Genomic DNA, 26,484 nt, shown 5'->3' on the forward strand with positions numbered 1-26,484 from the left:
ATCGACCGGCAGGTTCGTCAAGCACCGCGGCTTCGCTCACGGCCGCCCGGACATGAGACGCCGGGACAGCAGGCGCGTGGCCTGCGGCAGCGCCGAGACGTCGTCCGGCAGGCTCAGGGTGCGGACGGGCCGTCGGCAGGCGATTTCGAGCGCCGCCCCCATCACCCTGCCCCGCTCTTCCGGCGGCAAATGCGGCACCCAGTAACCGCAATCGGCCAGCGCGGCGGCCGCCTGCACCGCAGGCAACGGCGGTGACAGTGCCGGGCGCTCCCCGCCGTGCCGCTGCCCCAGGAGGATGATCTCGCCGATCGGCAATGCCGCGCGTGACACGAACTGCGCCCCGTCGAGATCGACGAGCACCCCCTCGTGCCCGTAATCGGCATGCGCGTAGGCCGGGCGCGCCCGACCGGCGAATCCCAGGACAGCGGCGATCTGCGGGGAAACCTTTACGGCCGGCGTGCCGGCGACCACGGTCAGCGGATCGGCGCCGAGCATGACGATCTCCTCGGAGACCAGCCGCGCGCCCTCCGCGATCATCGCGGCGGCGAGGGTGGATTTCCCCCGGCCGCTGGCCCCCAGGACGAGGGTCGCGCGATCCCCGGTCGCGACGGCACAGCCGTGCAGGCAGACGCCGCCGCGGACATAGGCGTGCGCGGCGAGCACCAGGCTCACGAGGTGGCGGGCCACGTCGCCGCGCAACACGCCCGCGTTCCACCCCACGTCGACCCGTCCGGGTCGCACGCTGGCGGCGTAGCGCTGGGCCGGATCGAAGCCGCAGGCATGGATCTCCCAGCGATCGGCAGCCCGGAAGGCGAGCCGCAGCAGGGGCGACACCACGGCGATATCGCTGCCCGCGCCCGGCGCCTCCAGAAGCGGCCCCTCACGGATCGTGAGGTCCGGCGTCCGGCCGGGTTCGAACTCCGCAGACGCGGGCAGCGCGATCTCCGATTCGATCGTCAGTCCGTAGGCGCGATATCGGCGACCGCGGTTCACGGTCCGCTTCCTCTGTCGACCGTGGTGGCGGTCGAGCGGCTCTCCAGCAACCGTCGGCGCATGCGCAGCACCGCCGCCGTCGCCATGTCGCCCTGTCGCTCCAGCCGCCGCTGTTCGACCGCCAGGGCGAACGGATGGAAGGGGTGTGCGGCCAGCATGTCCCGATGATAGCGGGCGGTCTCGGCGTCGCCCTCGCCCCGGGGCGCTATACGCAGAAAGGGAATGCCGGTGCGCTGCCGGAGGTCCCGATCGCCGGTGAGGGTGGCGGCGAACGGCCACCAGACGTGCCGGAACACCGGACACGCCGCCAGCGCCGCCCCGACGGCCAGCGCTTCGTCGGTCCGGCCGAGCCTGGCCAGCAGGCGCGCCGCCAGCCACCGCGCCTGGGCGTGGTCGGCATCCTCGGCGAGCAGGCCCGCCGCCGTCTCCAGCGCCGCGAGCCCGTCGCCGCCGCGGGCGCGTTGCAGGGCGTTGTCCAACCGCGGCGCGGGATCGGGGTCGGGGGGCGGCGGCAGCGGGCCACCCGGCGTCGCCGGCCATCGCCGGTACCAGTCCATCTGCTGCGCCCGCACGGCGGCTGCGCCGCGCCGGGCACCGACGGCGCGGCGCATCGCGCAGGCGGTATCCGCCAGCGTCGCGCGGTCCCGGTAGAGCCGCTCCAGCCGTGCGCCGAGGTCTGCCCCGTCCGTGAACAACTCCACCGTACCGCCGAGATGCCGGTATGCCGGTGCGTCCTGTGCCAGCACCACCGCCCCGGCCGCCGCCATCTCCACCGGCTTCACGTCCGAGCGCCCGCGGTTGAAGACCGTGTCGCCGAGGGGAACCAACCCGACGTGCAGGCCGGCCAGGAACGCCCGGTAGTCCGCGTACGCGCCGAACGGCCGCGCGGCGAACTGCGCCCCGAGCGTCTCGAAAGGTGGCCAGAGTTCGGGATCGCCCATCAGTGCGAAGCGGACATCGGGATGGCGCCGGCAGAACGCCGTGATGGCGGGCGCCAGCGACGCGAGGTCCGTCTCGTGCGAGCGCGTCCCCGCCCAACCCAGCACGAAGCCGTCCGGCTTCCCCGGCACCGACGGCGGAAAGGCGACCAAATTGTCCAGCACGGCATTGCACGGGTTCACGGCGGCGTACCGGTCGCGCAGCCAGGGCGACGAGAACTGGACGCCGTCGGACAGCGACGCGTGGAGCAGGACGCGTCCCACCGTCAGCGGACCGGGAGCATCGGGGCTCCGCCGGCTCCAGGGCCGCGGCGACGACAGTTCGTCGCCGATCTCGAACAGCGTGATCCGGCCCGCCCGGCGCCGCTCCCTGATCAGCCCCTCGATCTCCTCGCGGGCCAGGCCATGGACGACCACGATGTCCGCAGACATCGCCAGCCGGGGCGCGTCGGGGCTCAGCCAGGAGCGATGCGTCGGCGCGAAGTCCGGATCGGTCGCGAGCAACGCGATCGGGTTGGCGATGCGATGCTGGAACTGCCCCTCGTCCTCGCCCGACCGGTCCAGCGCGTGGAGATGCAGCACGGAGGCCGGCGCCGGCTCATTCATCCTTGCGCCAGTGGATCACCGTCCAGTTGACCCGCTCGATCCGCGCCGTGATCCCGCGGCGTTCGCGGAATTCGTCCACCGCTTCGCGGCACGACGGCAGCCACGCATAGTCGTCGACGATCACGAAGCCGCCGGGGACGACCCTGTCGTACAGCGCCTCCAGGCATTCCATGGTCGAACTGTAGAGGTCGGCATCGATCCGGAGCAGCGCGATGGCGCCGATCGGCGCGTCGGCCAGCGTGTCGGCGAACAGTCCGGGCAGGAACCGAACCCCGTCGTCCAGCAGATCGTAGGTCGCGAAGTTGTCGCGAACCGTCTCCAGCGACGCCGTCAGCCAGGGATAGCGCTCCTCCGTCAGGTCGACCTTGTCGCGCAGATCCGCCGCCGCCGTCGAGGGCGGCACGCCGCTGAAACTGTCCGCCACCCACACCCGGCGCTGCGCCTCGCCGAACGCCTGCTGCAGCGCGCGCATCAGGATGGCGCAGCCGCCGCGGCAGGTTCCGGCATCGACGAAATCGCCCGCGATCCCTTCGGCGAACAGCCGTTCGGCCAGCCGTTCGATATGCGTCAGTCCGTGCAGCCCGACCATGGTGTGGGCATAGCGGCCCGGCTGCCGGTTGATGACCGTGCCGATCCGCTTGGCGTCGACCAGCGACTGGTACCCCGCCGGCTCGCGGTAGCGGATGTCGCGCATATGCGTCTGGCTCGGCGGCTCGGCCGGCGGTCCGTCCGGACCGCAGAGCAGCCACAACCGCTGCTCGTTGTCGACGTAGATCAGGTTGACCAGCGCCCGCTTGAGCAGTGACAGATACCGGTCGCGCATCGGGTCGGGTGCGTCGACCTCGACGATCAGCCCCCTGCCGCCGAGCATGCTCAGGAAGCGAGCCACCTCACGCCGGCACGTCTCCGCGTCGATGTCGTATCGCGCCGTCAGAGCGGCAGAGATCTTATCGAGGGTGGTGGCGTACTCGGCGGCTTCCCAGATCCGCTCCCCGATTGCGCTGAGCAGGACCGGGCGGTCGGCAGCGCCGATGACCAAGCCTTCGTCACCGATGTGCGCGAAGCCCTCGACCCGACGAATGAAGCAATTGGCTTCCAAAAGATGCCGGACATCGGTAACGAGAACTGCAAATCCTGTCCGACCCTGTGGCAGATGCCGCATTACGTCCGCGCTCTCAGCATCACGTGAAGTGCGGAAAACCAGGCAGCGAGATGGACCATCCGTACGGGCGGCCACCCCGCCCGGCCGGAGCAGCCAAACGGTCAGCTATAGAGACCGCCATCGGCGGCGCCGCCGGGACCGGGTGCTTCCGTGAGTGCCTCGATGTCGTAGTCTGACATATCCGGCGTGACCCAGGGCTCCCTGCGCATCGCCCCCGCATCGGGCGTGACGGGCTTACTGTCCTGATCTCGATTCACAGAATTCTCCCGAGGCAAAGGGCCGTTCGTCACGAGAGATAGCATAACGAACGATATGCCTGTCGACGCCGAAACCTACTTCCCGATCGCCGCCTGCGCCGCCGCCAGCCTTGCGATCGGCACGCGGTAGGGCGAGCAGGAGACGTAGTCGAGCCCGGCCTCGTGACAGAACATCACGGATTGCGGGTCGCCGCCGTGTTCGCCGCAGATGCCGAGCTTGATGTCGGGGCGGGTCTGGCGGCCGCGTTCGGCGGCGATCTTCACCAATTCGCCGACGCCGTCGACGTCCAGGCTGACGAACGGGTCCTTCTCCAGGATGCCGCGTCGCTGATAGGCGTCGAGGAAGGAGGAGGAATCGTCGCGCGAGATGCCGAAGGTCGTCTGCGTCAGGTCGTTGGTGCCGAAGCTGAAGAACTCGGCGCTCTTCGCGATCTCGCGCGCCATCAGCGCGGCGCGCGGCAGTTCGATCATCGTGCCGACCAGATAGTCGATATGCACGCCCGAAGCCGCCTGCACCTCGCCGGCGACGCGGTCGACGACCTCCTTCAGGAGCTCCAGCTCCTTCGGCATGCCGACCAGCGGGATCATCACCTCGGGCACGACCGGGTTGCCGGTCTCCTTGCCGATCTCCACGGCCGCCTCGAAGATGGCGCGCGCCTGCATCTCGTAGATTTCGGGATAGGAGATGCCGAGGCGGCAGCCGCGATGGCCGAGCATCGGGTTGGATTCGTGCAGTTGCAGTGCGCGATGCCGGACCATGTCCATCGACTTGCCGGACGCCGCCGCGACCTCGCGCATCTCCTCGTCGGTACGCGGCAGGAACTCGTGCAGCGGCGGGTCGAGCAGGCGGATGGTCACCGGCAGGCCGGCCATGATGCGGAACAGGGCCGCGAAATCCTCGCGCTGCATCGGCAGGATTTTGGCGAGCGCCGCCCGGCGGCCGGCCTCGTCCTCGGCCATGATCATCTCGCGCACCGCGATGATGCGCTCGCCGTCGAAGAACATGTGCTCGGTCCGGCACAGGCCGATGCCCTCGGCGCCGAACTTGATCGCCGCCTCGGCGTCGGCCGGCGTCTCGGCGTTGGTGCGCACCTTCAGGCGGCGGATGCCGTCGGCCCAGACCATCAGCTTGGCGAAGTCACCGGAGACCTTCGGCTGGATCGTTGCGACGGCGCCCAGCATCACCTCGCCGGTCGACCCGTCCATGGTGATCGTCTCGCCCTTGGAGACGGTCTTGTCGCGCGCCGACAGGGTCTGCGCCTTGTAGTCGATGCGCAGCTCCCCGGCACCGGCGACGCAGGGGCGGCCCATACCGCGGGCGACGACCGCCGCGTGGCTGGTCATGCCGCCGCGGCTGGTGACGATGCCGCGTGCCGCGTGCATCCCGTGGATGTCCTCGGGGCTGGTCTCGATGCGGACCAGGATGACGTCCTCGCCCTTCTGCGCCATCGCCTCGGCCTCGTCGGCGCTGAAGACGACCTTGCCGGAGACGGCGCCGGGCGAGGCCGGCAGGCCGCGCGCCAGCACGGTGCGCGGCGCGTCGGGGTCGAGGCGCGGATGCAGAAGCTGGTCGAGCGACTGCGGCTCGATGCGGCGCACGGCCTCGGATTCGGAGATGAGCTTCTCCTCGACCATGTCGACGGCGATGCGCAGGGCGGCACCGGCCGTGCGCTTGCCGCTGCGCGTCTGCAGCATCCAAAGCCGGCCCTGCTGGACCGTGAACTCGATGTCCTGCATGTCGCGATAGTGGCTTTCCAGGCGATTCTGGATGTCGACCAGCTGCCCGAACACCTCCGGCATCACCTCTTCCATCGCCGGCAGGTCGGAGCCGTGCTCCTCCTTGCCCGCCAGGGTCAGGTGCTGCGGCGTGCGGATGCCGGCGACGACGTCCTCGCCCTGGGCGTTGACCAGGTATTCGCCGTAGAGGCGGCGCTCGCCGGTCGACGGGTTGCGGGTGAAGGCGACGCCGGTGGCGCTGGTGTCGCCCATGTTGCCGAACACCATGGCCTGCACGTTGACCGCCGTGCCCCAGCTCTCCGGGATGCCGTTGAGGCGCCGGTAGGTCACGGCGCGCGCCGTCATCCAGCTGCCGAAGACGGCGCCGATGGCACCCTTCAGCTGCTCGCGCGGATCCTGCGGGAAGGGCCTGCCGAGCTGGTCGGCGACGACCTTCTTGTACTCCTCGACCAGCTTCTCCAGGTCGGAAGCGGCGAGTTCCGTGTCCAGCGACACGCCCTTGCGCTCCTTCATGATCTGGAGCGCCTCCTCGAACAGCGAGTGGTCGACCTCGAGCACGACGTCGCCATACATCTGGATGAAGCGGCGATAGCTGTCGTAGGCGAAGCGCCGGTCGTCGGCGGCCTTGGCCAGCCCCTCGACCGTCTCGTCGTTGAGGCCGAGGTTGAGGACCGTGTCCATCATGCCCGGCATCGAAGCGCGCGCGCCCGACCGGACCGAGACGAGCAGCGGCTTGGACGGGTCGCCGAAAACCATCCCGGTGATCTGCTCGATCTGCTTCAGCCCGGCGTCGATCTGGGCCTGGAGATCGCCGGGATAGGTCTGGCCGTTCGCGTAATAGAAGGTGCAGACTTCCGTGGTGATCGTGAACCCGGGCGGAACCGGCAGGCCCAGATTGCTCATCTCGGCGAGATTGGCCCCCTTGCCGCCCAGCAGCTCGCGCATGTCGGCCCGGCCCTCCGCCTTGCCGTCACCGAAGCCGTAGACCCACTGCGTCATTGTCCGACCCTCGTTTCGGAGCGCTTGTCGTAAAGGTCCGGCGCTCGTTGCGGACGGCAGATGCCGAAAGACCCGATCAGAGACCCCCGATGGTCACCGGCGCCGGTCAACCCTCGACCTTGGAGAAATCCGCGACCACCTGCATCGTATCGCGGATCTGCGCCAGCAGGCGCAAACGGTTTGCGCGCACCGCCGGTTCCTCGACGTTGACGGTCACCTTGTCGAAGAAGGCGTCGACATAGCGACGCAGGCCCGCCATGCGGCCCATCGCGCCGGCGAACGCCTCGGCACGGACGGCATCGGTGATCGCCCCCCGCTCCGCCGCGAGCTGCATCGCCAGCGCGACTTCCTCCTCCTCGCGCAGCCGGTCCCGCTCCGGCGCGCCGTCGTAGCGGGCGCCGTCCTTCTTCTCCTCGATCGCGACGATGTTGGCCGCGCGCCGATAGGCGATCAGCAGGTTGGCGCCGTCGTCGGTCGCCAGGAACGCGCCCAGCGCCTCGACCCGCGCCAGCAGCCGCACCAGGTCGTCCTCGTCGCCCAGCGCGAAGACGGCCGAGACCAGATCGTGCCGGACCCCCTCCTCGCGCAGATGCACCTTCAGGCGGTCGGCGAGGAAGTCGAGCAGTTCGTCGGCCACGAGGTCGGCGCTGCGGTCCTCCGGCGCCGTCCCCTGCCCGGCATAGAGCGCGTGCGCCGCGGCGAACGCCGGACGCAGGGCGACGCGCAGGCCGTTTTCGCGGATCAGCCGGATGATGCCGAGGCCGGCGCGGCGCAGGGCATAGGGGTCGCGCGAACCGGTCGGCTTCTCGCCGATGGCGAAGAAGCCGGTCAGCGTATCGATCTTGTCGGCGAGCGCCACGGCGACCGCCACCGGGTCGGTCGGGCAGGCGTCACCCGGCCCCTGCGGCGCATAGTGGCGCGCGATCGCCTCGGCCACCGGTGCCGGCTGGCCCTCCTCCAGGGCGTAGTAGCGGCCCATCAGGCCCTGCAGCTCCGGGAACTCGCCGACCATGCCGGTGACGAGGTCGGCCTTGCACAGGGTCGCCGCGGCCTCGACCGACGGCGCGTCGGCGCCGGGGATGTGTCGCGCCAGAGTCGCGGCGAGGCTGCGCAGCCGGCGCACCTTGTCGCCGACGCTGCCGAGCTTCGCGTGGAAGACGATCCGGTCGAGCGCCGGCAGGCGGTCCGCCAGTGCCACGCGCCGGTCCTGGTCCCAGAAGAACTTCGCGTCGGACAGGCGGGCGCGCAGCACGCGCTCGTTGCCGGCGATGACCTTCCGCCCGCCGTCGCGCGTCTCGGTGTTGGCGACGACGACGAAGCGCGGCGCGAGCCGGCCCTCGGCCGTCTCCAGCGAGAAGTACTTCTGGTGCGCCCGCATCGACCCCACCAGCACTTCCGGCGGGACGGTCATGAAGACCTCGTCGATGCTGCCGACGTAGGGAACCGGCCACTCCACCAGGCCCGTGACCTCGTCCAGCAGCCCCTCGTCCTCGCGCAGCACCAACCCTTCGTCGGCCGCGAGGCGACGTGCCTCGGCCAGGATGATCGCGCGCCGCTCCGCCGGATCGAGCAGGACGTAGGCCTCGCGGAGGCGCACCCCGTAGTCGGCGAAGTCGCGGACGGCGAACGGCTCCGGCGCCAGGAAGCGATGGCCGCGCGTCGTGTCGCCGAAGGGAATAGTCCCCGCCGCACCGCCGACGTCGTAGCCGCCGTCCAGCACCGCCCCGTCGAACAGCGCAACGATGCCGTGCAGCGGCCGGACGAAGCGCGCCGGCGAATCGGCGACCCAGCGCATCGATTTCGGCCAGGGAATGTCGCGGATCGCCCCGACGATCAGGTCGGGCAGGACCTCGCGCGTCGGCAGTCCCTCGCGCTTCCGCACGACGAACCAGACCATCGCGTTGCCGACCTCGCGCTGCTCGCACTGGTCGAGGCTCGCGACACCGGCGGCGCGCAGGAAGCCCTCGACCGCCTTCTCCGGCGCGCCGACCTTCGGTCCCTTACGCTCCTCGGTCGTGTCGGGCTGGCGGCCCGGCAGGCCGTCGACGACGACGGCGAGTCGCCGCGGCGTCACGAAGGCGCGTGCGGTGTCGAAGGCGAGCCCGGCACCGGCCAGACGCTCGGTCAGCAGCCGCCTGAAATCCTCCGCGGCGCGCGCCTGCATCCGCGCCGGGATTTCCTCGGTCAGGACCTCGATCAGCAGTTCGGCCATCGTCTCAGCCCGCCTCGGCGAGATGGCCGCGTGCCTTCAGCCAGGCCTCGGCACAGCCGCGCGCCAGCGCCCGCACCCGGCCGATATAGGCGGCTCGCTCGGTCACGCTGATCACCCCGCGGGCGTCGAGAAGGTTGAAGGTGTGGCTCGCCTGGATGCACTGGTCGTAGGCCGGCAGCGGCAGGCCGGCGCCGATCAGCGCGGCGCACTCCTTCTCCGCATCGCCGAAATGCCGGAACAGCAGTTCCGTGTCGGCCTTCTCGAAATTGTAGGTGGAGAACTCGCGCTCGGCCTGTTTGAACACGTCGCCATAGGTCAGGCCGTGGCCGTTGAAGTCCAGGTCGTAGACGTTCTCGACGCCCTGGACGTACATCGCCAGACGCTCCAGCCCGTAGGTGATTTCGCCGGAGACGGGGTTGCAGTCGAAGCCGCCGACCTGCTGGAAATAGGTGAACTGCGTCACCTCCATCCCGTCGCACCAGACCTCCCAGCCGAGGCCCCAGGCGCCCAGCGTCGGGCTCTCCCAGTCATCCTCGACGAAGCGGATGTCGTGGTCGCGATGGTCCAGGCCGATGGCTGCCAGCGAACCGAGATACCGGTCCAGGATGTCGGCCGGGGCCGGCTTCATGATCACCTGGAACTGGTAATAGTGCTGCAGCCGGTTCGGGTTCTCGCCGTAGCGGCCGTCGGTCGGCCGGCGCGACGGCTGTACATAGGCCGCCGCCCAGCTTTCCGGGCCGAGCGCCCGCAGGGTCGTCGCCGGGTGGAAGGTGCCGGCACCGACGGACATGTCGTAGGGCTGCAGGATGGCGCATCCCTGCCCCGACCAATAGGTCTGGAGCTTCAGGATCAGCTCCTGGAAGCTGTTGCCCTCACCACTGCCGCTGGGCGCACGCGCCATGCTCTCGAACCCGTCTGAACGACCCGTCCCGAAGTGCGGCGCACCATAGCGATGCGCCTCGGGAGCGACAAGTCGAACGGCCGGAGCGCGAGGGTCGGGACACGGGAGCCGGAGCGTCAGCCGTCCCGCCGGTCGGACGGGCGGCGCGGTTCGAAGGCGCCGGTGCGCGGGTTGCGCTCCAGGTCGACCACGCTCTCCGCCTCGGTGCTTTCCCGGACGCGGCGTCGCCGCTGCGCGTCCAGCCGCCCATCCTGCAGCGCACGGAACAGACGGAATCCGTACAGGACAGCGACGATCAGGATCGCCAGCAGGACCAGCTTGCCCAGGCTCAACCCCATGCGACGTCGCCTTCCCGGCCGTGCAGCACCATGCGCGGCGTCATAGTCCGAACCGGCCCCACAGCGCCCGCTCTTCGGCGGCGGCGACCAGCGCGTCCGCCAGGCCCCTGGCACCGTCCGGGCCGACCGGGATCCGCAGCGAGGTGCCCGGCCGGTTGAACATCCGCTGCAGCATCGGCCGCCGTTCGCCGACCACGCGCAGCCGCACCCGCTCGCCGTAGCGCGCGCGCATCACCGAGCGCAGTTCGCCGAAGCCGTCGATCAGTCCCAGTTCGAGGGCGCGCCGGCCGGTCCAGAACTCGCCGGTGAACAGCGCCTCGTCGTCGGCCTTCAGTCGCATGCCACGGCGGTCGCGCACCATCCGGTTGAAGGTCTCGTGCATGTCGGCCAGCAGCGTCTTCAGGCGCGCCACCTCCTCCGGCTGCTCCGGCTGGAAGGGGTCGAGCTGCGCCTTGCGCTCGCCCGACGTGTAGAGCCGGCGTTCGATCCCCAGCCGCTCCATCAGCGCCTGAAAGCCGAACCCGGAAGCCACGACGCCGATCGAGCCGATGATCGAGGCCTCGTGCGCCAGGATCTCGTCGGCGGCACAGGCGAGCCAGTAGCCGCCCGACGCCGCGACGTCCTCGACGAAGGCGACGACCGGCACGTTGTGCTCCAGCGACAGCGAGCGGATCCGCGTCGCGATCAGCGCCGACTGGACGGCGGAGCCGCCCGGCGAATTGATGACGACGGCGACCGCGCTGAGGTTGCGCAGCTTGAACGCCACGTCGAGCACCGCCGCCAGTCGCGTCAGCGACAGCCCCTGCCGGTATCCGCCGACGTCGCCGATCATCCCGGTCAGGCGCACGACCGCCACGACCGGTGCCGCCGGCCGGCGCAGTCCCCTGAACCAGTCGCTCATCTTCCATCGCGGTGCCATGAAGCGAGACTAGTGGCGGCGACAGCCGATTCCAATCCCGCGAAGGCCTACAAAGGGAGCGGAGCGGCGTCGCGCAGGACGGCCTCCGCCTCCAGCGTGAACGCGCCGCCGGCACCGTGCAGCACCAGCCCAGGCAGAAGCCGCGCTCGCGCCCGGCTGCCGCGGCGGCCCTGGACGATCAGGCGTTTGGCCGGTTTGCCCTGTCGGGGCCACAGCGGCAGGATCGCGATGCCGCCCATGCCCGCGCCGACCATCGCCGCGATCAGTTCGTCGCAGCGGTCGGCGCGATGGACGACGGTCACGGTGCCGCCCGAACGCACCCAGAGGCCGCAGGCGCGTACCCAGGCGGCCAGCGGCACCGTCCCCTCCTGGCGCGCCGGGCGGCCGCGGGCGGTCGCCGGCGTGCCGCGGCCCGCCGGCATGAACGGCGGATTGGTCAGCACATGCTCGAACGACGCGCGCCCCAGGCCGCAGGGGGCATCGGCGACGTCCGCCTCGTGCACCGCGAAAGGAGGGGGGATCGGCTGGGCGGCGGCCGCGAGGGCCGCATTCTCCCGGGCGAGGGCCGCCGTCGCCGGCTCCGCCTCGAGAAGCGTCAGGTGAAGTCCGGGCACGCGTGCCGCCAGGCAGAGCCCCGCGGCCCCGGGGCCGGCCCCCACGTCCAGGACACGGTCGCCCGTCCCCGCGGGCACCGCCGCGGCCAGCAGGACGGGATCGATCGCCGCCCGGTAGCCCGCGACCGGCTGCCGCAGCCGGACGCGGCCGCCGAGCAGCCTGTTCTCGGAAACGGCGCCCGCCGTCGCGTCCGGCCGATGGTCGCCGCTCAATGGATGCCGTCCTCGCGCGCCTGGTCGAAAAACCGCTGCGCCGCCTCGAAATCCTCGGCGAGCACCATGACGCGCCGCGGGATCGCGCCGATGCTGCCCTCGATCACGCTGGTATGGGCGTCGAGAACGACCGCCTCGATCCCTTCGGCCCGCAGGGCGGCGACCAGCCAGGAGAGGAAGACGACGTCGTTGCTCCGCGTCAGTTCGCGCATCCGGCCTCCCTGTCGGCGGAGGTCTCGCTTGACCCGCGGGCACCCGCGCCTATGCTCGCCGTCACGGGTGCACGCGTCAACTAGGCAGGACTCATTGGCCGTCGCGGCGAAAACTGACCACGACGCGCGGGAAGCGTCGCTAAACGCGCTGGACGCATTGCGGGCGCAACTGGACGGCGAGATGGCGAAGGTGAACGCCCTCATCGTCGAACGGATGCACAGTCCGGTCGCGCTCATCCCGCAACTCGCCGGCCACATCGTCGCGGCCGGCGGCAAACGGCTGCGCCCGATGCTGACCCTGGCGTCGGCCCGGCTCTGCGGCTACGCGGGCGAGCACCATCTCGGGCTGGCCGCGTGCGTCGAGTTCATCCACACCGCCACGCTGCTGCACGACGACGTCGTCGACGAGAGCGACCTCCGGCGGGGCATGCCGACCGCCAATGCGCTGTGGAGCAACCAGGCGAGCGTGCTCGTCGGCGACTTCCTGTTCAGCCGCGCCTTCCAGCTGATGGTGTCGGCACAGTCGCTGGAAGTGCTGCGGATCCTCGCCCAGGCATCGGCGACGATCGCCGAAGGCGAGATCTTCCAGCTGACCACCGCGAACCACCCCGAGACATCGGAAGCGGACTATATGGAGGTCATCCGGGGCAAGACGGCCGCGCTGTTCGCCGCCGCCACGCGGATCGGCGCCGTCATCGCCGACCGCCCCGCCGCCGACGCCGAAGCGCTCGACTCCTACGGCCTCCACCTCGGATTGGCGTTCCAGCTCGTCGACGACGTGCTGGACTATGCCGCCCCCCAGGCGACCCTGGGCAAGACGATCGGCGACGATTTCCGCGAGGGCAAGGTCACGCTGCCGGTGATCCTCGCCTACCAGCGCGGCGACGCCGACGAGCGCGCCTTCTGGGAGCGCACGATCACGCGGCTCGAACAGAGCGACGACGATCTGGCGCATGCGACCGCGCTGATGCGGCGGCACCGGACGATCGAGGAGACGCTCGAGCGGGCACGCGGTCACGCGGCGCAGGCGAACGCGGCCATCGGCCGTTTCCCGGCCTCTCCGATGCGCAAGATGCTGACCGACGTCGCCGACTTCTGCGTCGAACGCGCCTTCTGATCCTGCCGCCGCGCCCGGCGCCTTTCGGGCCGGGCCGGCACCGGCCCTCCCGCATCCCGCTGCGCTCCCGACCGCGAGACCGGGCTTCCGATCCCGGCCCGCGCAGTTGCTTGGCCGCCTCCCTCTGCCTATTCTGCGACGCCACGCATCCTCAGAAGATGCAGGCGAAGGCGGAGCCGGACCAAATCCGGCCCGTGAAGAAAAAAACTCAGGGAGGTAAGGCTCATGCGGCTTCAGCATTATTTCGCGACGGCATCATTACTTGCAGCGTGCCTCGTCGGCACAGCCGCTCATGCGGCAGAGAAAGTCTCCTGGAACTGGTCGGTGCACGGCCCGTCGCGCGCCTTCACCAAGGGCATGGAGCGGATCGCCGAGATCGCGGCGGAAAAGAGCGGCGGCGACTTCGCCATCAAGATCCACTACGCCGAAGCGGTGTCGCCGGCCAAGGAAGTCCTCGACAGCATCAAGATCGGTGCGATCGAGGGCGGGATCATGTGCATCTCCTACGCGCCCGGAAAGGCGCCGCTCAATGGCGTCCTCGACCTGCCGTTCCTGCCGTTCGGGAACCTGGAGATCCAGAAGCAGGTCCACGAGGCCGTCTACAAGCACCCGGCGATCGCCAAGGAACTGCAGCAGTGGGACTCGATCCCGTTCTTCTCCGCGCTGCTGCCCCAGTACGAGTTCATGGGCTCCGGCAAGGCCCCCAAGGAACTGGCAGACTGGAAGGGGATGCGCGTGCGCGCCCTGGCCGGCCTGGGCGAGGCGATGAAGACGCTCGGCGCCGTGCCGACCACCGTCCCCTCGCCCGAAATCTACACCGCGCTGGAGCGCGGCACCTTCCAGGCGGCGTCCCTGCCGTTCAGCTATGCGCACGCGACCTACAAGCTCCAAGAGGTCTCGCGCTGGTACACCTACGGCATGGCGCCGGGCAGCATCAATTGCCCTCTCCTGCTCAGCCGCACCGCCTTCGACAAGCTGCCGGCCGCCTACAGGACGCTGCTGATCGACGCCAAGGCCGACGCCTATGCCGCGATGATCGCGGCCTACAAGGCGGCGGACGACAAGAACATCCCGATGTTCGTCGCGGCCGGCCTGGAGCGCATCACCTATGCGCCGGATGTCCGGACACAGTTCGAGGCCCGGGCCGCCAAGCCGGTGTGGGACCAATGGGTCGCCGACATGGCAAAAAGGGGCCTTCCTGGTAAAGAGGTTCTTGACGTCGTGCTGGCGGAAGCGAAGAAAGCCGGGTCGTGATCCGGTGAACGGATCTCTCAGGGCCGGGGCAACACCCGGCCCTCTTTACGCAAGGCAGGGAGCGAATGGCATTAACCGCTGATACGCCGTCCCAAGGGGGCGGAGCGCTCGGCGCGGTGGACCGGTTCATGGCGCGCATCGAGGACGCGTTCAACATCGTCGCCGCGATGGTGATCTTCCTTCTGATGTTCTTCATGGTCGCCGAGGTCGTCGGCCGGAAGATCTTCAACGCACCGATCCCGGGCGCCATCGACTGGATCGAGGTGAGCATGGCCACGTTCGCCTTCATGGGCGCGGCCTACTGCCAGCGCCTCGGCGGCCACATCCGCATGGATCTGGTGATCTCGAACTTTCGGGGCCGTTTCCTCTGGTGCGTCGAGGCCTTGGCGACCGCTTTCGCCATGCTCTACATCTTCGTCATCGTCCGGCGCAGCTTCATGCACTTCCTGCGCGCCTACGAGATCGGCGACAGCACGATCGACACGCAGCTGCCGGTCTGGCCGTCCAAGCTCATCGTGCCGATCGCCCTCGGCCTGCTGTTCATCCGGCTGGCGATCCAGCTGTTCGGTTACTTCCGGCTGATCGCCTATCCGACCGCCACGCCGATCGCGGTGCCGATCATCAAGAGCGCGGCCGAACACGCGAAGGAGGAAATCGCCGAAATCATTCACGACGATGCCCCGGTCGACGACCGTCCGGGCACCGGCGCCGGCCGCCGTTAGGAGCACATCCATGGACGCTTATTCGGCCGGTATTCTATCGATCATCGCGCTGGTCGGGCTCATCCTGCTCGGCGTGCGCATCGCCTACGCATCGGGCCTCGTCGGACTGATCGGCCTCGCCATCCTGCGCGGCTGGGATCCGGGCACGGGACTGGCGGGCTTCCTCGCCCATTCCGAATCCAGCCACTACACCCTTTCGGTTCTGCCGATGTTCATCCTCATCGGCTACCTCGCCTTTTACGCGGGCCTCACCCAGGGCGCCTTCTACGCGGCACGCTGCTGGCTCGGCTGGCTACCCGGCGGCCTCGCCGTGGCGACGATCTTCGCGACCGCCGGCTTCGCCGCCGTCTCCGGCGCCAGCACGGCGACCGCAGCCGTGTTCAGCCGCGTCGCCATTCCGGAGATGCTGCGCTACGGCTACGACCGCAGCATGGCCGCCGCGGTGGTCGCCGCCGGCGGTACGCTGGCATCGCTCATACCGCCCAGCGCGATCCTCGTGATCTACGGCATCATCGTCGAGCAGTCGATCGGCGCGCTGCTCCTGGCGGGCTTCATCCCCGGCGCCCTCACCGCCTTCTGCTACAGCTCGATCATCGTCCTGCGCGTGATGATCAACCCGGCGCTCGGCCCGTCGATCGAGGGCGTGAGCTGGGGCGAGCGGTTCCGCTCCCTGCAGGGCGCGTACGGCATCGTCTTCGTGATCGGCGTCATCCTGTTCGGCATCTACACCGGCGTCATGACGCCGACCGAGGTCGGCGGCGTCGGCGCCTTCATCATCTTCATCATGGCGCTCGCCAAGCGGGAGATGTCGTGGCGCAACCTCTATGACGCGCTGATGGAGACCAGCAAGCTCTCGGTGATGATCTTCACCATCATCTGGAGCATCCTGATCTACGTCCGCTTCCTGGGCTTCACCGGCCTCCCCGGCGCGTTCGCCGACTATATCGCCCACATCGAGGTTCCGCGGCTCGTCATTCTGCTGCTGATCCTGTTCGTCTACATCATCCTGGGCATGTTCATGGACGGCATCGGCATGCTGCTGCTGACGCTGCCCGTCGTGTTCCCTGCGATCGTCGCCCTGGGCTACGACCCGATCTGGTTCGGCATCATCGTCGTGAAGATGGTCGAGATCGGCCTGATCACCCCGCCGATCGGGTTGAACTGCTTCGTCGTCAACGGGGTCAGACCGGACATCCCGCTGTCGGCGGTGTTCAAGGGCGTTTGGCCGTTCGTCGTCGCGGACCTCATCTGCGTCGGCCTGCTGATCGCGTTCCCGCAGATCGTGCTCTACCTGCCGCAGCTGATGATGCAGAACGTCGCCGGCTGATCTCGCAGCGACTGCGAACGGCTCCGGCCGGCGTCCCCTGGACGCCGGCCGGTTTCGTTTCGGGACCGCCTACTGGCCGACCTTCTCGAAATTGTCCCTCTTCCACTTGTCCGAATGGGCTTTCGAAGAGGACGAGGAGGACCCTCCCCCGAACCAGGATTTCGGCAGGAAGGACGGCGCCCATCCCTTGTCCTGGCGCTGCGGCTCGGCCGCCGCGACCGGCTGCGACGGCGCCGGCCTGGGCGGCACCTGGCCGACGCCGGGGATCGGCTGCTTCGGCAGGCCCTTGTTCGCCGCCAGCATGAAGTCGTGCCAGATGCGCGCCGGAACGCCGCCGCCGGTCACGCCGCGCATCGGGCTGTTGTCGTCGTTACCGGTCCAGACGCCGGCGACGAGCTGGGCCGTAAAGCCCACGAACAGGGCGTCGCGGGAGTCCTGGGTGGTGCCCGTCTTGCCGGCCGCCGGCCTGTCGAGGCGCGCTGCCTTGCCGGTCCCCCATTCGACGGCGGCGGCCAGCATGTCGTTCACCGACGCGACGGCATCGGCGTCCACGACGCGCACTTCGCCGTCGCCGGCCCGGCGGTAGAGGATGTTGCCCTGGCGGTCCGTGATCTCGCGCACCGCATGCGGCCAGACGGCGAGGCCCTTGTTCGCCATCGTCGCATAGGCGCCGGTGAGCTCCATGAGCGTCACCTCGCTGGTCCCCAGCGCGATGCTGAGGTCGCGGCGCAGGTCCGAACCCACGCCGAGCCGCTCGGCCGCTTCGATGACCTTCGCCGGCCCGACCCGGTCGGCCAGCTGCACGGCGACGGAGTTCAGCGATCGTGCCGCCGCCTCGCGCACCGTGACGTCGCCATAATAGCGGTCGCCGTAGTTGCCCGGGCTCCAGTCGCCGATCGAGATCGGCCCGTCCGTGTAGCGGTCGTCCGGGTGGATGCCCGCTTCGGCGGCCGCCAGGAAGACGAAGAGCTTGAAGGCCGACCCCGGCTGGCGCAGCGCCTGGGTGGCACGGTTGAACTGGCTCTCGGCATAGTCCCGGCCGCCGACGAGGGCGCGCACCGAGCCGCCCGGCGTCATCGCGACGATGGCGCCCTGCTCCGGCTGCCCCGGCTTGCGGGTGAGGCCCTTGCGCAACGCGTCGAAGGCCGCCTGCTGCATGGCTGGGTCGAGCGTCGTCTTGACCAGCAGGTCGCGGTCGATGAACCCCAGATGCGCCTGGACCTCGTCCGTCACCATGTCGGCGAAATAGCGTAGCCCCTCGTCCCCGTCGCCCGGCGGCGTGACCACGGTGACGGTGTCGCGGCGCGCGGCGTCCGCCTGCTTCTGGGTGATGTAGCCCTCGTCGACCATCAGCGACAGCACGAGGCGCGCGCGCTCGGCCGCGAGGTCGGGATTGCGCGTCGGCGCGAGGCGCGACGGCGCCTTGGGCAGGCCGGCCAGCACCGCCGCCTCCCACAGGCCGATCTCCGCCGCAGGCTTACCGAAATAGCGGCGCGCGGCGGCGTCGATACCGTAGGCGCCGGCGCCCAGATAGACCCGGTTGAGGTAGAGTTCGAGGATGTCGTCCTTGTCGTATTTGCGCTCCAGCCAGAGTGCCAGCAGGGCCTCGCGCAGCTTCCGGGTCAGCGTCCGCTCCGGCGTCAGGAACAGGTTCTTCGCCAGCTGCTGGGTGATCGTGCTGCCGCCCTGGACGAAGGCGCCCGCGGTCACGTTCACATAGATCGCCCGGGCGAAGCCGCGCGGGTCGAGGCCGCCATGGTCGTAGAAGCGCCGGTCTTCGACCGCGACCAGTGCCTGCGGCACGAAGGCCGGCAGCGCGTCGACGTCGACCGCCGCCCCATAGAGCTCGCCCAACCCGACCAGATAGCTGTCGTCCTTGCTCAGCAGCGTCATGCTGGGCTTGCGGTCGGCGGTGCCGGCGGTCTCGATTCCGGGCAGGTCCCAGGCGAGCCATGCCAGCCCGGCGATCAGCAGAACCATTCCCCAGGCGCCGACGATCAGGCCGATGCGCAGCAGCGGCCCCCAGCCGCGGCGGCGGCCGCCGCCCTTCGCCGGCCGCTTTCCCCGCTTGGCGCCGGCAGATCCCATGCTGCGCCACGATGGCGGATCGCCGGCCGTCCCGAGACGCGGTGCCCCTCCCGTCGCGGCGGCGGCCGGACGGCGGCCCCCTGCCCTCGGTCCCTTCGGCGGATGCGGCGGGGTCGGTTTACGACTCATCGACGGGCTTTCGGCAAGGAGGCATCGGCGCGGCCGTTCGCGGGCCGCCGGTGACGATTGCTGCTAAGGGGCTGCCGGGACGGAATTGCGGCGTGGCCACGGCTTCTTTCGGATGTCGACGGAACGGCGCGGGCTGTGACCCTGTGACAACGCTCGCGCGGCCCAGCCGGTCCCTCGTACCGCTCTTTCCCGCCTGGCCTCTTCGGCGAAGACCGCCCGGATGCCGCTTCGGGCGATCCGCTACGCGGCCATGGCGTCGACCAGCAGCGCCTCGACCGCCGCCAGATCGACGTCGCGTGCGACGAACGACCGGCCGATGCCGCGCGCCAGGATGAAGGTCACGCGGCCGCCGCGGGCCTTCTTGTCCTTCTGCATCCGTCGCAGCAGCGCCTCGACACTGTGACCCGCCGGCGGCCGTACCGGCAGGCCGACGGATTCCAGGTGGCGGCGGACCCGCACGGCATCCTGTCCGGAACAGAGGCCGAGGCGCACCGACATGTCGAACGCCAGGACCATGCCCAGCGACACGGCCTCGCCGTGCAGCAGGTCGCCGCCATAGCCCGCCTCGGCCTCGAAGGCGTGGCCGAAGGTGTGTCCGAGGTTGAGGAGCTGCCGGTCGCCGGTCTCGTGTTCGTCGCGCGCGACGATGGCGGCCTTGGCGCGGCAGCTGGTCACGACCGCCCGGCGCATCGCGGCCGGATCGCAGTCGACGACCGCCGGGCCGTTGGTCTCCAGCCATTCGAAGAAAGCGGGGTCGTCGATCAGCCCGTATTTCACCACCTCGGCATACCCCGCCAGCCGCTCCCGCCGCGGCAGGGTCGACAGGACGCCGGTGTCGGCGAGCACCAGGCCCGGCTGGTAGAAGGTCCCGATCAGGTTCTTGCCGTGCCGCGTGTTGATGCCGGTCTTGCCGCCGACCGAGCTGTCGACCTGCGACAGCAGCGTGGTCGGCACCTGGATGAAGCCGATGCCGCGCAGCACGATGCTGGCCGCGAAGCCGGCGAGGTCGCCGACGACGCCGCCGCCCAGCGCGATCACCGTCGAATCGCGGTCGATGCCGGCATCCAGGATCGCGTCGAGCACGCCGCTCAGCCGGTCGAATGCCTTCGTCGCCTCGCCCGGCGGTACCACGACGCTGTCGCAGCGGATGCCCGCCGCCTCCAGGCTGGCCTGCAGCGGTGCCAGGTGGAAGCGCGCCACCGTCTCGTCGGTCACGACGATGGCGCGCGGCCGGCGCAGCCGCGGCGCAATCAGCGGACCGGCGCCCTCGATCAGGCCCGCACCGACGAGGATGTCGTAGCTGCGGTCGCCGAGTTCGACCCGTACCGTCTCGACCGGATGGACGCTCATGAAGCCTCTCGCAAGGGCGCGACCGGGTGGCCGCACCAGGTTTCCAACGCGGCGATCACGCGCGCCGCGGTCGCATCGGGCGGGCCGTCGATGCAGTCCACCGCGACATCCGCCTGGGCATAGATGGGCCCCCGCTCGGCCATCAGACGCTCGACTGTGCCGCGCGGGTCCGCGGTCTTCAGGAGCGGCCGGTTGCTGCGCTTGCCGACGCGCCGCATGATCAGGTCGAGGTCGGCGCGGAGCCATACCGAGATGCCGTGCGCGCGGATACTGGCACGCGTCTGCTCGTCGTTGAAGGCGCCCCCGCCTGCGGCAATGACGCACACCGGCCCCGCCAGCAGCCGGGCGATGACGCGGCGCTCGCCGTCGCGGAAGGCGGCCTCGCCATGGCGCGCGAAGATCTCCTCGATCGTGCAGCCGGCCGCCGCCTCGATCTCGACGTCGGCATCGACGAAGGGCACGGCCAGCTTCGCCGCGAGCCGCCGGCCCACGGTCGTCTTTCCCACGCCCATCATGCCGACGAGAACGACGGTCTTGGGAAGGCTGGGGGTGGAACGCTCGGTCACGTCAACGCCCGCCGTCCGGCCGGTAAACCCGTGCCGGGAATGCGCGGCACCGGTCGTTGAACATACGTTTCCACCTCATATAAACTCGCGGCCTCTGCTAGGAGTGGGACTGTAGCACAATACATCCCGTTGGGAATCCGAGGGGCCGGGCGAAACGGCACGCGGTGTCCGCCTGCGCTAGCGAGAAGGTATGAGCATTTTTTCCCGCGTCATCATGATCGCCGTGGCGGCCGGGCTGGTCGCCGGAACGATATTCCTCGCCACATGGGATATCCCGCCGCCCACCCGCCAGATCGAGAAAGACATCCCGGATGAGCGTTTCCCGCGCTGACCGAGGCCGCCGCGGCGGTGCCATCGCGGTGGCCGCGCTGCTTCTGTCGGCGACCCTGCCCGGTGCCGACGCGCAGACCGCGGCACCGGCGGGCGGAAACGCCGACGGCCCCCTGATCCTCGGGCCGGTCGGCCGGCCGCCGCCGGCCGATGCGGTGCGCGCGGAACCGCTGCCGGCCTTCGTGCCGACTCCGGTACTGCCGAGCGCAGGGCCCGGCGATTCGGGTGCCGACCTGACGGTACACGAGGTCAGCGGCGATCTCGGCGCCGATCTCTGGGCCGGCAGCGGTCGGGCCGACATCGCCCGGCTGATCGCCGACCTGCCGCCGCGGATCGATGCGCCGACGCTGAACCTGCTGGTCCGACGGGCGCTGCTGACCGAGGCGGTGCCGCCGCGTGGACCGGCGCCGACACCGGACATTCCGGTCCTCAGCGTCGCCGCGCTGGCCACCCTGGGCGACCTCGACGGCGCGTCCGTCCGCGCCGACGCCATCCCGGCGAAGGAGCGGACGGAGGACCTGTCGCGGCTCAGCGCGGACCTCGACCTTCTCCGGGGCGATCTCGATTCGGCCTGCGCCACCGGCGCCGAAGCGATCGCGAAGAGCACCGACGCCTACTGGCAGAAGCTGGTCTCCTTCTGCCAGGTCCGTGAGGACCGGCGCGATCAGGCGGCGCTGGCCACGGACCTGCTGCGCGACCGGGGGCACCGCGATCCCGCCTATTTCGCCCTGATGGACACGCTGCTCGGCTTCGACAAGGCGAAAATCTCGACGCTCCCCTCCATCACGCCGCTCCAGTTCGCGATGCTAAAGGCCGCGAAGCTGCCGCTGCCGCCCGATGCCGCGGAGGGTGCCAAGCCCGCCCTGCTCCGCGCCGTCGCCCAGTCGGACGAGATAGATCTGGCCGTGCGGCTGACCGCCGCCGAACAGGCGGTGGCGGCGAACGCGCTCGACCCGGCGATCCTCGGAAGACTCTATCTGCAGGGCGGCACGAGTTGGACGCCGGCCGCCCGTCCCGGCGCCGAGGGTATCTCGGCCGAGACGGCGGCGGAGCGCGCAGCGCTGTTCCGCTCCGCCCGCACCGCCACGGAGCGCGTACCGCGCGCCGGTGCGCTGAAGCAGCTTTTCGACGCGGCGGCGCGGAACGGGGTGCTGCGGCCCGTCGCCGAGATCTCGATGCCGCTGATGCGCGACCTCCGGCCCGCGGCGCATCTCTCTTTCTTCGCGCCCCAGGCGGTTCGCGCCGCCGTCTCCGCCGATGAGCCCGCCGTCGCCGCCGAGTGGTTCCAGATCGCCCTGCGCGAGGCGCCCGGCAATCCCCTTGCCGCAAAGGGTGCCGCAGAGGTGTGGCCGCTGATGATGCTGGCCGCCCCCGACACGGCTTGGTCCGACCAGCTGTTCCGCACCTGGTGGGACCAGCAGCTGGAATCGGACGCGGCACGGGCGGCGGAGCGTGCCGCAGCCTTCCTCGCCCTTCTGGAGGCGCTCGACACGCGGGTCCCGGCCCAGGCCTGGTCGCTGCTGCCGGCCGCGACGCCGCAACGCGGACAGGCGGTGCCCGCCCTGCGCGACCTCCGCGCCGCCGCCGAGAAACGCCGCAGGGGCGAGACGCTGCTGCGCGCCGCCGTCGCGACAAAGGCCAATCCCGAGCGGACACCGGAATCCGCGCGGCTGCACGCCATCGTCAGTGCGCTGCGGACCGCCGGCTTCGGCAGCCATGCCCGCAGCTTCGCCGTCGACGCGGCACTCGGCCTCGGGATCTGAGTCGATGGCCGAGGGCAAAGCCGCCCCCCGCGGACTCCCCAGGCGCGGCCGCCCACCCGGCCCGGCCGCCGCATTGACCGGGCGCGGCGAGGCCTTCCTGGAAATGCTCGCGGCGGAACGGGGGGCCGCAGCGAACACCCTCGCCGCATATCGGCGGGACCTCGCCGACTTCGGCGCCTTCGCCGGGCGCCGCGGGGTTCGCCCCGAGGACGCGCCCACCGACGCCGTCCGCGCCTACATGGCGTCCCTCGACGGCGCCGGCCTGTCGCCGCGCACCGCCGCGCGGCGGCTCTCCGCGCTGCGCCAGTTCTTCCGCTTCCTCTATGTCGAGGGCATGCGCGGCGACGACCCCTGCGCCCCGCTCGACAGCCCGCGCCAGGGCCGCAGCCTGCCGAAGATCATCGCCGAATCCGACCTCGATGCCCTGTCGGAAGCGGCCCGCGCGAAGCCGGGGCCCGAGGGCGTGCGACTGGTCGCGTTCGTCGAACTGCTCTACGGCGCCGGCCTGCGCGTCTCGGAACTGGTCGCCCTCCCGGCCTCGCTGGCAGGCGCGCGCATCCCCCCCGTGCTCCTCATCCGCGGCAAGGGCAACAAGGAGCGCATCGCGCCCCTGAACGAGGCGTCGATCGCGGCGCTGGAGGCGTATCGCGACGTCCGCGACCACTTCCTGCGCGGCCAGAAATCGTCGCCGTGGCTGTTTCCCTCGCACAGCGGCACCGGCCACGTCACGCGCCGCCGGCTGGGGCAGCTGCTCGACGAGTTGGCGCTGAAGGCGGGCCTCGATCCGGCGCGCATCTCGCCGCACGTGCTGCGCCATGCCTTCGCGACGCACCTGCTCGACCACGGCGCGGACCTGCGCAGCGTGCAGCAGATGCTCGGCCATGCCGACATCGGCACCACCCAGATCTACACCCACGTCCAGTCGGAACGGCTGCGGACGGCGATCGCCGCCCACCCGCTGGCAGGGCAGCGCCGGAAGAACTGAGGCCCGGCCGACGCCGTTGACATGCCCGGCGCGCAAGGTCATGTAGGACCGCTCTTCCGGCGCCGGCCGGCACCTTGCGCCGCAGACAGGGCCGGCCTTTGCGCCGCAGACAGGAATGAGATGGTGCTCACCCCACTCGACTTCGAAAAGCCGATCATCGAGCTCGAAGCCAAGATCGAAGAGCTCCGGCACCTGTCCCATTCGGACGACATCAACATCAACAAGGAGGTCGGCGACCTCCAGGCGAAGGCCGACCGCCAGCTCCGCCAGATCTACGCGAAGCTGACGCCCTGGCAGAAGGTCCAGGTGGCGCGCCACCCGAACCGCCCGCATCTGCGCGACTACCTGTCGGCGCTGATCGACGAGTTCACGCCCCTCGCCGGCGACCGGCTGTACGGCGAGGACGCGGCGCTGGTCGGCGGCCTCGGCCGGCTCTACGGTCGCCCGGTCGTGGTCATGGGGCACGAGAAGGGTCATGACATCGAGACCCGGATGCGCAGCAATTTCGGCATGGCCCACCCCGAGGGCTACCGCAAGGCGCAGCGGCTCATGGATCTCGCCGATCGGTTCGCGCTGCCGCTGGTCAGCTTCGTCGACACGCCCGGCGCCTATCCGGGCGTCCAGGCGGAAGAGCGCGGCCAGGCCGAGGCGATCGCCCGGGCCATCGCGCGCTGCCTGGAGCTGCGCGTGCCCTTCGTCTCCGTCGTCATCGGCGAAGGCGGATCGGGCGGCGCCGTCGCCATCGCCACGGCGAACCGCGTCCTGATGCTGGAACACTCGATCTACTCGGTCATCTCGCCCGAGGGCTGCGCGTCGATCCTGTGGCGCAGCGCCGAGAACGCCAAGGACGCGGCGGATGCGCTGAAGCTGACGGCCCAGGACCTCACCCGCCTGGGCGTCGTCGACCAGGTGGTCGAGGAGCCGCTCGGCGGCGCGCACCGCCACCCGAAGGAGACGGTCGAGACCGTGGGCCGCGCACTGGAAACCGCCCTCGACGACCTGCGCGGCCACGACGGCGACGCACTCCGCCGCGAGCGCCGCGAGAAATTCCTGTCGATGGGGCGCAGCGGCCTGACCTGATCTCCTCGCGAAGCTCGGCTCGGCGCGCTTCGTCGGCACGGCCCCAGGATCCTGTGACGAACGATTGGGCGCCGCCGACAGCGCGCTTTTTCCGCCGGTTCCCCGGAACGAATGCCGTTCGATCCTGTTGCGCGAGGCAGCGAAACAGGAGGACGCAATGGCGGCACTCAGCACGCGAACACACGGCTTCGCCGACTATGCGGTCGGCCTTTTGCTCATCGTCGCGCCCTATCTTTTCGGCTTCGCCGACGGCGGTCCCGCGCAATGGGTGCCGATGGCGCTCGGGGCGATCCTCATCGCCTACAGCCTGTTCACCGACTACGAACTCGGCGCGGTGCACCTGATACCGATGCCTGTCCATCTGGGGCTGGATATCGGCGGCGGCGCGCTCCTGCTTTTCTCCCCCTGGCTGTTCGGTTTCGCGGACGTCATCGTCTGGCCCCACGTGCTCGTCGGCCTCGTGGAAATCTGCACCGCGAGCATCACCCGAAGGCACCCGGCCTCGCGCCCGGTCAAGGCCTGACGCTTCGGCCCCGGTGTCACCGGAGCGTGATGGCCCCACGGGCGCACGCCCCTGGGGCCATTCGCGGCTTGCCGCTGCGTGCCTGCAACCGAAGCGGCCGCACGTGATGCCGCCGGGGCGCAGAGACCCATTTCGAGAATCTTTCGCATCGGCTGGAACGACCGCTCTCTGACCTTGTTCGGCTGCTCGGATGCGCGTGAGGCGCAGCCGCATCAACAAAACCCGGACGATGAGGAGGCACGGATGTTCATCCGTCATAACCGTTTGCAATATAATGCAAAGCCGGACCGTCCCGATCCGGTCTATGCCAAGCAGCTCCAGGAAGTTCTCGGCGGACAGTGGGGCGAGATAAGCGTGATGATGACTTATCTCTTCCAGGGCTGGAACTGCCGTGCGCCGGCAAAGTACAAAGACATGATCATGGATATCGGGACGGAGGAGATCGGTCACGTCGAAATGCTGGCGACCATGATCGCGCGCCTGCTCGAGGCGTCGCCGGTCGAGGCGCAGGAGGACGCCGCGCGGGATTCCGTGATCGGCGCCGTCCTGGGTGGCGCCAATGTCGAGGATGCGATCGTCGCGGGGATCAACCCGCAGCATGTGATCGTCACCGGCTCGGGGGCCGCGCCGACCGACAGCGTCGGCTATCCCTGGACCTCCCGCTACACCGTGGCCAGCGGCAACCTGCTCGCGGACTTCCGGTTCAACGTCACCGCCGAATCCCAGGGCAGGCTGCAGGTCTCCCGGCTCTACCAGATGACCAGCGACAGTGGCGTGCGCGACATGCTCTCGTTCCTGCTGGCGCGCGACACGATGCACCAGAACCAGTGGCTGGCGGCCATCAGGGAACTCGAGGAAGACGGTCTCGAAACGACCCCCTGCCCGAGCAGCTTTCCCCAGGAGCGCGAGCTTCAGGACGTGTCCTACAAGTTCATGAACTTCTCCGAGGGCACCGAGAGCCGGTCGGGCCGCTGGGCACAGGGGCCGGCACCCGACGGCCGCGGCACCATCGAGTATGTCGAGACGCCCGCGGCCATGGGCGACGACGGAGAACTGGGCATGATCGACCCGCGTCTCCAGGGTACGCCGAAGATGCGCAGCTAGCGCGTCCCGCAATCCGGGAGGTGCCGCCGGATCGGGCGCCTCCCG

At 70.1% G+C, this 26,484-nt stretch carries 24 protein-coding genes; 10 read left to right on the forward strand and 14 right to left on the reverse strand.

Annotation, left to right across the window (positions count from 1 at the left end; translation table 11 throughout):
- Positions 1-36 precede the first annotated feature (36 nt).
- The 11 genes from ABIE65_RS01640 to ABIE65_RS01690 all read right to left on the reverse strand — a co-directional run bounded on the left by ABIE65_RS01640 (position 37) and on the right by ABIE65_RS01690 (position 12,101).
- Positions 37-993 (reverse strand): hypothetical protein, encoded by a 957-nt coding sequence (locus ABIE65_RS01640; RefSeq protein ID WP_354075096.1) that lies wholly within the window; start codon positions 991-993, stop codon positions 37-39.
- Positions 990-2,537, reverse strand: coding sequence for a glycosyltransferase family protein (locus tag ABIE65_RS01645; protein ID WP_354075097.1), 1,548 nt, complete (start codon positions 2,535-2,537; stop codon positions 990-992). The genes ABIE65_RS01640 and ABIE65_RS01645 overlap by 4 nt, the downstream gene beginning before the upstream one ends.
- The gene (locus ABIE65_RS01650; protein WP_354075098.1) at positions 2,530-3,576 is read right to left on the reverse strand and encodes a PqqD family peptide modification chaperone; all 1,047 of its coding nucleotides are present in this window, start codon (positions 3,574-3,576) and stop codon (positions 2,530-2,532) included. Before ABIE65_RS01650 ends, ABIE65_RS01645 begins: the two co-directional genes overlap by 8 nt.
- Before the next feature lie 224 nt (positions 3,577-3,800).
- Positions 3,801-3,956 (reverse strand): hypothetical protein, encoded by a 156-nt coding sequence (locus ABIE65_RS01655; RefSeq protein WP_354075099.1) that lies wholly within the window; start codon positions 3,954-3,956, stop codon positions 3,801-3,803.
- Positions 3,957-4,031: 75 nt separating this feature from the next.
- Positions 4,032-6,692, reverse strand: a complete 2,661-nt coding sequence (gene ppdK, locus ABIE65_RS01660; protein WP_354075101.1) for a pyruvate, phosphate dikinase — start codon at positions 6,690-6,692, stop codon at positions 4,032-4,034.
- 106 nt (positions 6,693-6,798) lie between these two features.
- Positions 6,799-8,904 (reverse strand): glycine--tRNA ligase subunit beta, encoded by a 2,106-nt coding sequence (gene glyS, locus ABIE65_RS01665; protein WP_354075102.1) that lies wholly within the window; start codon positions 8,902-8,904, stop codon positions 6,799-6,801.
- A 4-nt stretch (positions 8,905-8,908) separates the two neighbouring features.
- Positions 8,909-9,805: a glycine--tRNA ligase subunit alpha gene (locus tag ABIE65_RS01670; protein WP_354075103.1), complete on the reverse strand. Its 897-nt coding sequence runs from the start codon at positions 9,803-9,805 to the stop codon at positions 8,909-8,911.
- A 116-nt stretch (positions 9,806-9,921) separates the two neighbouring features.
- Entirely contained in the window at positions 9,922-10,143 is a 222-nt protein-coding gene (locus ABIE65_RS01675) for a hypothetical protein (RefSeq protein WP_354075104.1), read from the reverse strand.
- 40 nt (positions 10,144-10,183) lie between these two features.
- Entirely contained in the window at positions 10,184-11,044 is an 861-nt protein-coding gene (locus ABIE65_RS01680) for a S49 family peptidase (protein ID WP_354075105.1), read from the reverse strand.
- A gap of 65 nt (positions 11,045-11,109) precedes the next feature.
- On the reverse strand, positions 11,110-11,889 hold the full coding sequence (locus ABIE65_RS01685; RefSeq protein ID WP_354075106.1) for a tRNA1(Val) (adenine(37)-N6)-methyltransferase: 780 nt from the start codon (positions 11,887-11,889) through the stop codon (positions 11,110-11,112).
- Entirely contained in the window at positions 11,886-12,101 is a 216-nt protein-coding gene (locus ABIE65_RS01690; protein ID WP_354075107.1) for a putative signal transducing protein, read from the reverse strand. The genes ABIE65_RS01685 and ABIE65_RS01690 overlap by 4 nt, the downstream gene beginning before the upstream one ends.
- Before the next feature lie 94 nt (positions 12,102-12,195).
- Here ABIE65_RS01690 and ABIE65_RS01695 point away from each other — a divergent pair, with 94 nt between their 5' ends.
- The 4 genes from ABIE65_RS01695 to ABIE65_RS01710 all read left to right on the forward strand — a co-directional run bounded on the left by ABIE65_RS01695 (position 12,196) and on the right by ABIE65_RS01710 (position 16,521).
- Complete coding sequence (locus tag ABIE65_RS01695; RefSeq protein ID WP_502918491.1) at positions 12,196-13,218, forward strand: polyprenyl synthetase family protein; 1,023 nt, start codon at positions 12,196-12,198, stop codon at positions 13,216-13,218.
- Positions 13,219-13,443: 225 nt separating this feature from the next.
- The gene (gene dctP / locus ABIE65_RS01700) at positions 13,444-14,472 is read left to right on the forward strand and encodes a TRAP transporter substrate-binding protein DctP (RefSeq protein ID WP_354075109.1); all 1,029 of its coding nucleotides are present in this window, start codon (positions 13,444-13,446) and stop codon (positions 14,470-14,472) included.
- A gap of 65 nt (positions 14,473-14,537) precedes the next feature.
- Positions 14,538-15,194: a TRAP transporter small permease subunit gene (locus tag ABIE65_RS01705; protein WP_354075111.1), complete on the forward strand. Its 657-nt coding sequence runs from the start codon at positions 14,538-14,540 to the stop codon at positions 15,192-15,194.
- Positions 15,195-15,204: 10 nt separating this feature from the next.
- Entirely contained in the window at positions 15,205-16,521 is a 1,317-nt protein-coding gene (locus ABIE65_RS01710) for a TRAP transporter large permease (RefSeq protein ID WP_354075112.1), read from the forward strand.
- A 69-nt stretch (positions 16,522-16,590) separates the two neighbouring features.
- Here the strand turns inward: ABIE65_RS01710 and ABIE65_RS01715 are convergent, their stop codons facing one another.
- The 3 genes from ABIE65_RS01715 to ABIE65_RS01725 all read right to left on the reverse strand — a co-directional run bounded on the left by ABIE65_RS01715 (position 16,591) and on the right by ABIE65_RS01725 (position 20,654).
- Positions 16,591-18,609: a transglycosylase domain-containing protein gene (locus tag ABIE65_RS01715; RefSeq protein WP_354075113.1), complete on the reverse strand. Its 2,019-nt coding sequence runs from the start codon at positions 18,607-18,609 to the stop codon at positions 16,591-16,593.
- A 369-nt stretch (positions 18,610-18,978) separates the two neighbouring features.
- Positions 18,979-20,088: a 3-dehydroquinate synthase gene (gene aroB / locus ABIE65_RS01720; protein WP_354075114.1), complete on the reverse strand. Its 1,110-nt coding sequence runs from the start codon at positions 20,086-20,088 to the stop codon at positions 18,979-18,981.
- On the reverse strand, positions 20,085-20,654 hold the full coding sequence (locus tag ABIE65_RS01725) for a shikimate kinase (protein ID WP_502918492.1): 570 nt from the start codon (positions 20,652-20,654) through the stop codon (positions 20,085-20,087). Before ABIE65_RS01725 ends, aroB begins: the two co-directional genes overlap by 4 nt.
- Positions 20,655-20,844: 190 nt before the next feature.
- On the opposite strand from ABIE65_RS01725, the gene ABIE65_RS01730 reads away from it, so the two are divergent.
- From ABIE65_RS01730 to ABIE65_RS01755, 6 genes are all read left to right on the forward strand, one after another.
- Positions 20,845-20,985, forward strand: a complete 141-nt coding sequence (locus tag ABIE65_RS01730) for a hypothetical protein (protein WP_354075115.1) — start codon at positions 20,845-20,847, stop codon at positions 20,983-20,985.
- Entirely contained in the window at positions 20,966-22,747 is a 1,782-nt protein-coding gene (locus ABIE65_RS01735; protein WP_354075116.1) for a hypothetical protein, read from the forward strand. Before ABIE65_RS01730 ends, ABIE65_RS01735 begins: the two co-directional genes overlap by 20 nt.
- A gap of 4 nt (positions 22,748-22,751) precedes the next feature.
- Positions 22,752-23,732, forward strand: coding sequence for a site-specific tyrosine recombinase XerD (locus ABIE65_RS01740; protein ID WP_354075117.1), 981 nt, complete (start codon positions 22,752-22,754; stop codon positions 23,730-23,732).
- Positions 23,733-23,852: 120 nt separating this feature from the next.
- On the forward strand, positions 23,853-24,812 hold the full coding sequence (locus tag ABIE65_RS01745) for an acetyl-CoA carboxylase carboxyltransferase subunit alpha (protein ID WP_502918493.1): 960 nt from the start codon (positions 23,853-23,855) through the stop codon (positions 24,810-24,812).
- 157 nt (positions 24,813-24,969) lie between these two features.
- The gene (locus ABIE65_RS01750; protein WP_354075119.1) at positions 24,970-25,335 is read left to right on the forward strand and encodes an SPW repeat domain-containing protein; all 366 of its coding nucleotides are present in this window, start codon (positions 24,970-24,972) and stop codon (positions 25,333-25,335) included.
- 243 nt (positions 25,336-25,578) lie between these two features.
- Positions 25,579-26,439: a manganese catalase gene (locus ABIE65_RS01755; protein ID WP_354075120.1), complete on the forward strand. Its 861-nt coding sequence runs from the start codon at positions 25,579-25,581 to the stop codon at positions 26,437-26,439.
- Positions 26,440-26,484 lie beyond the last annotated feature (45 nt).

The organism is Constrictibacter sp. MBR-5 (assembly GCF_040549485.1).
Classification (GTDB): domain Bacteria; phylum Pseudomonadota; class Alphaproteobacteria; order JAJUGE01; family JAJUGE01; genus Constrictibacter.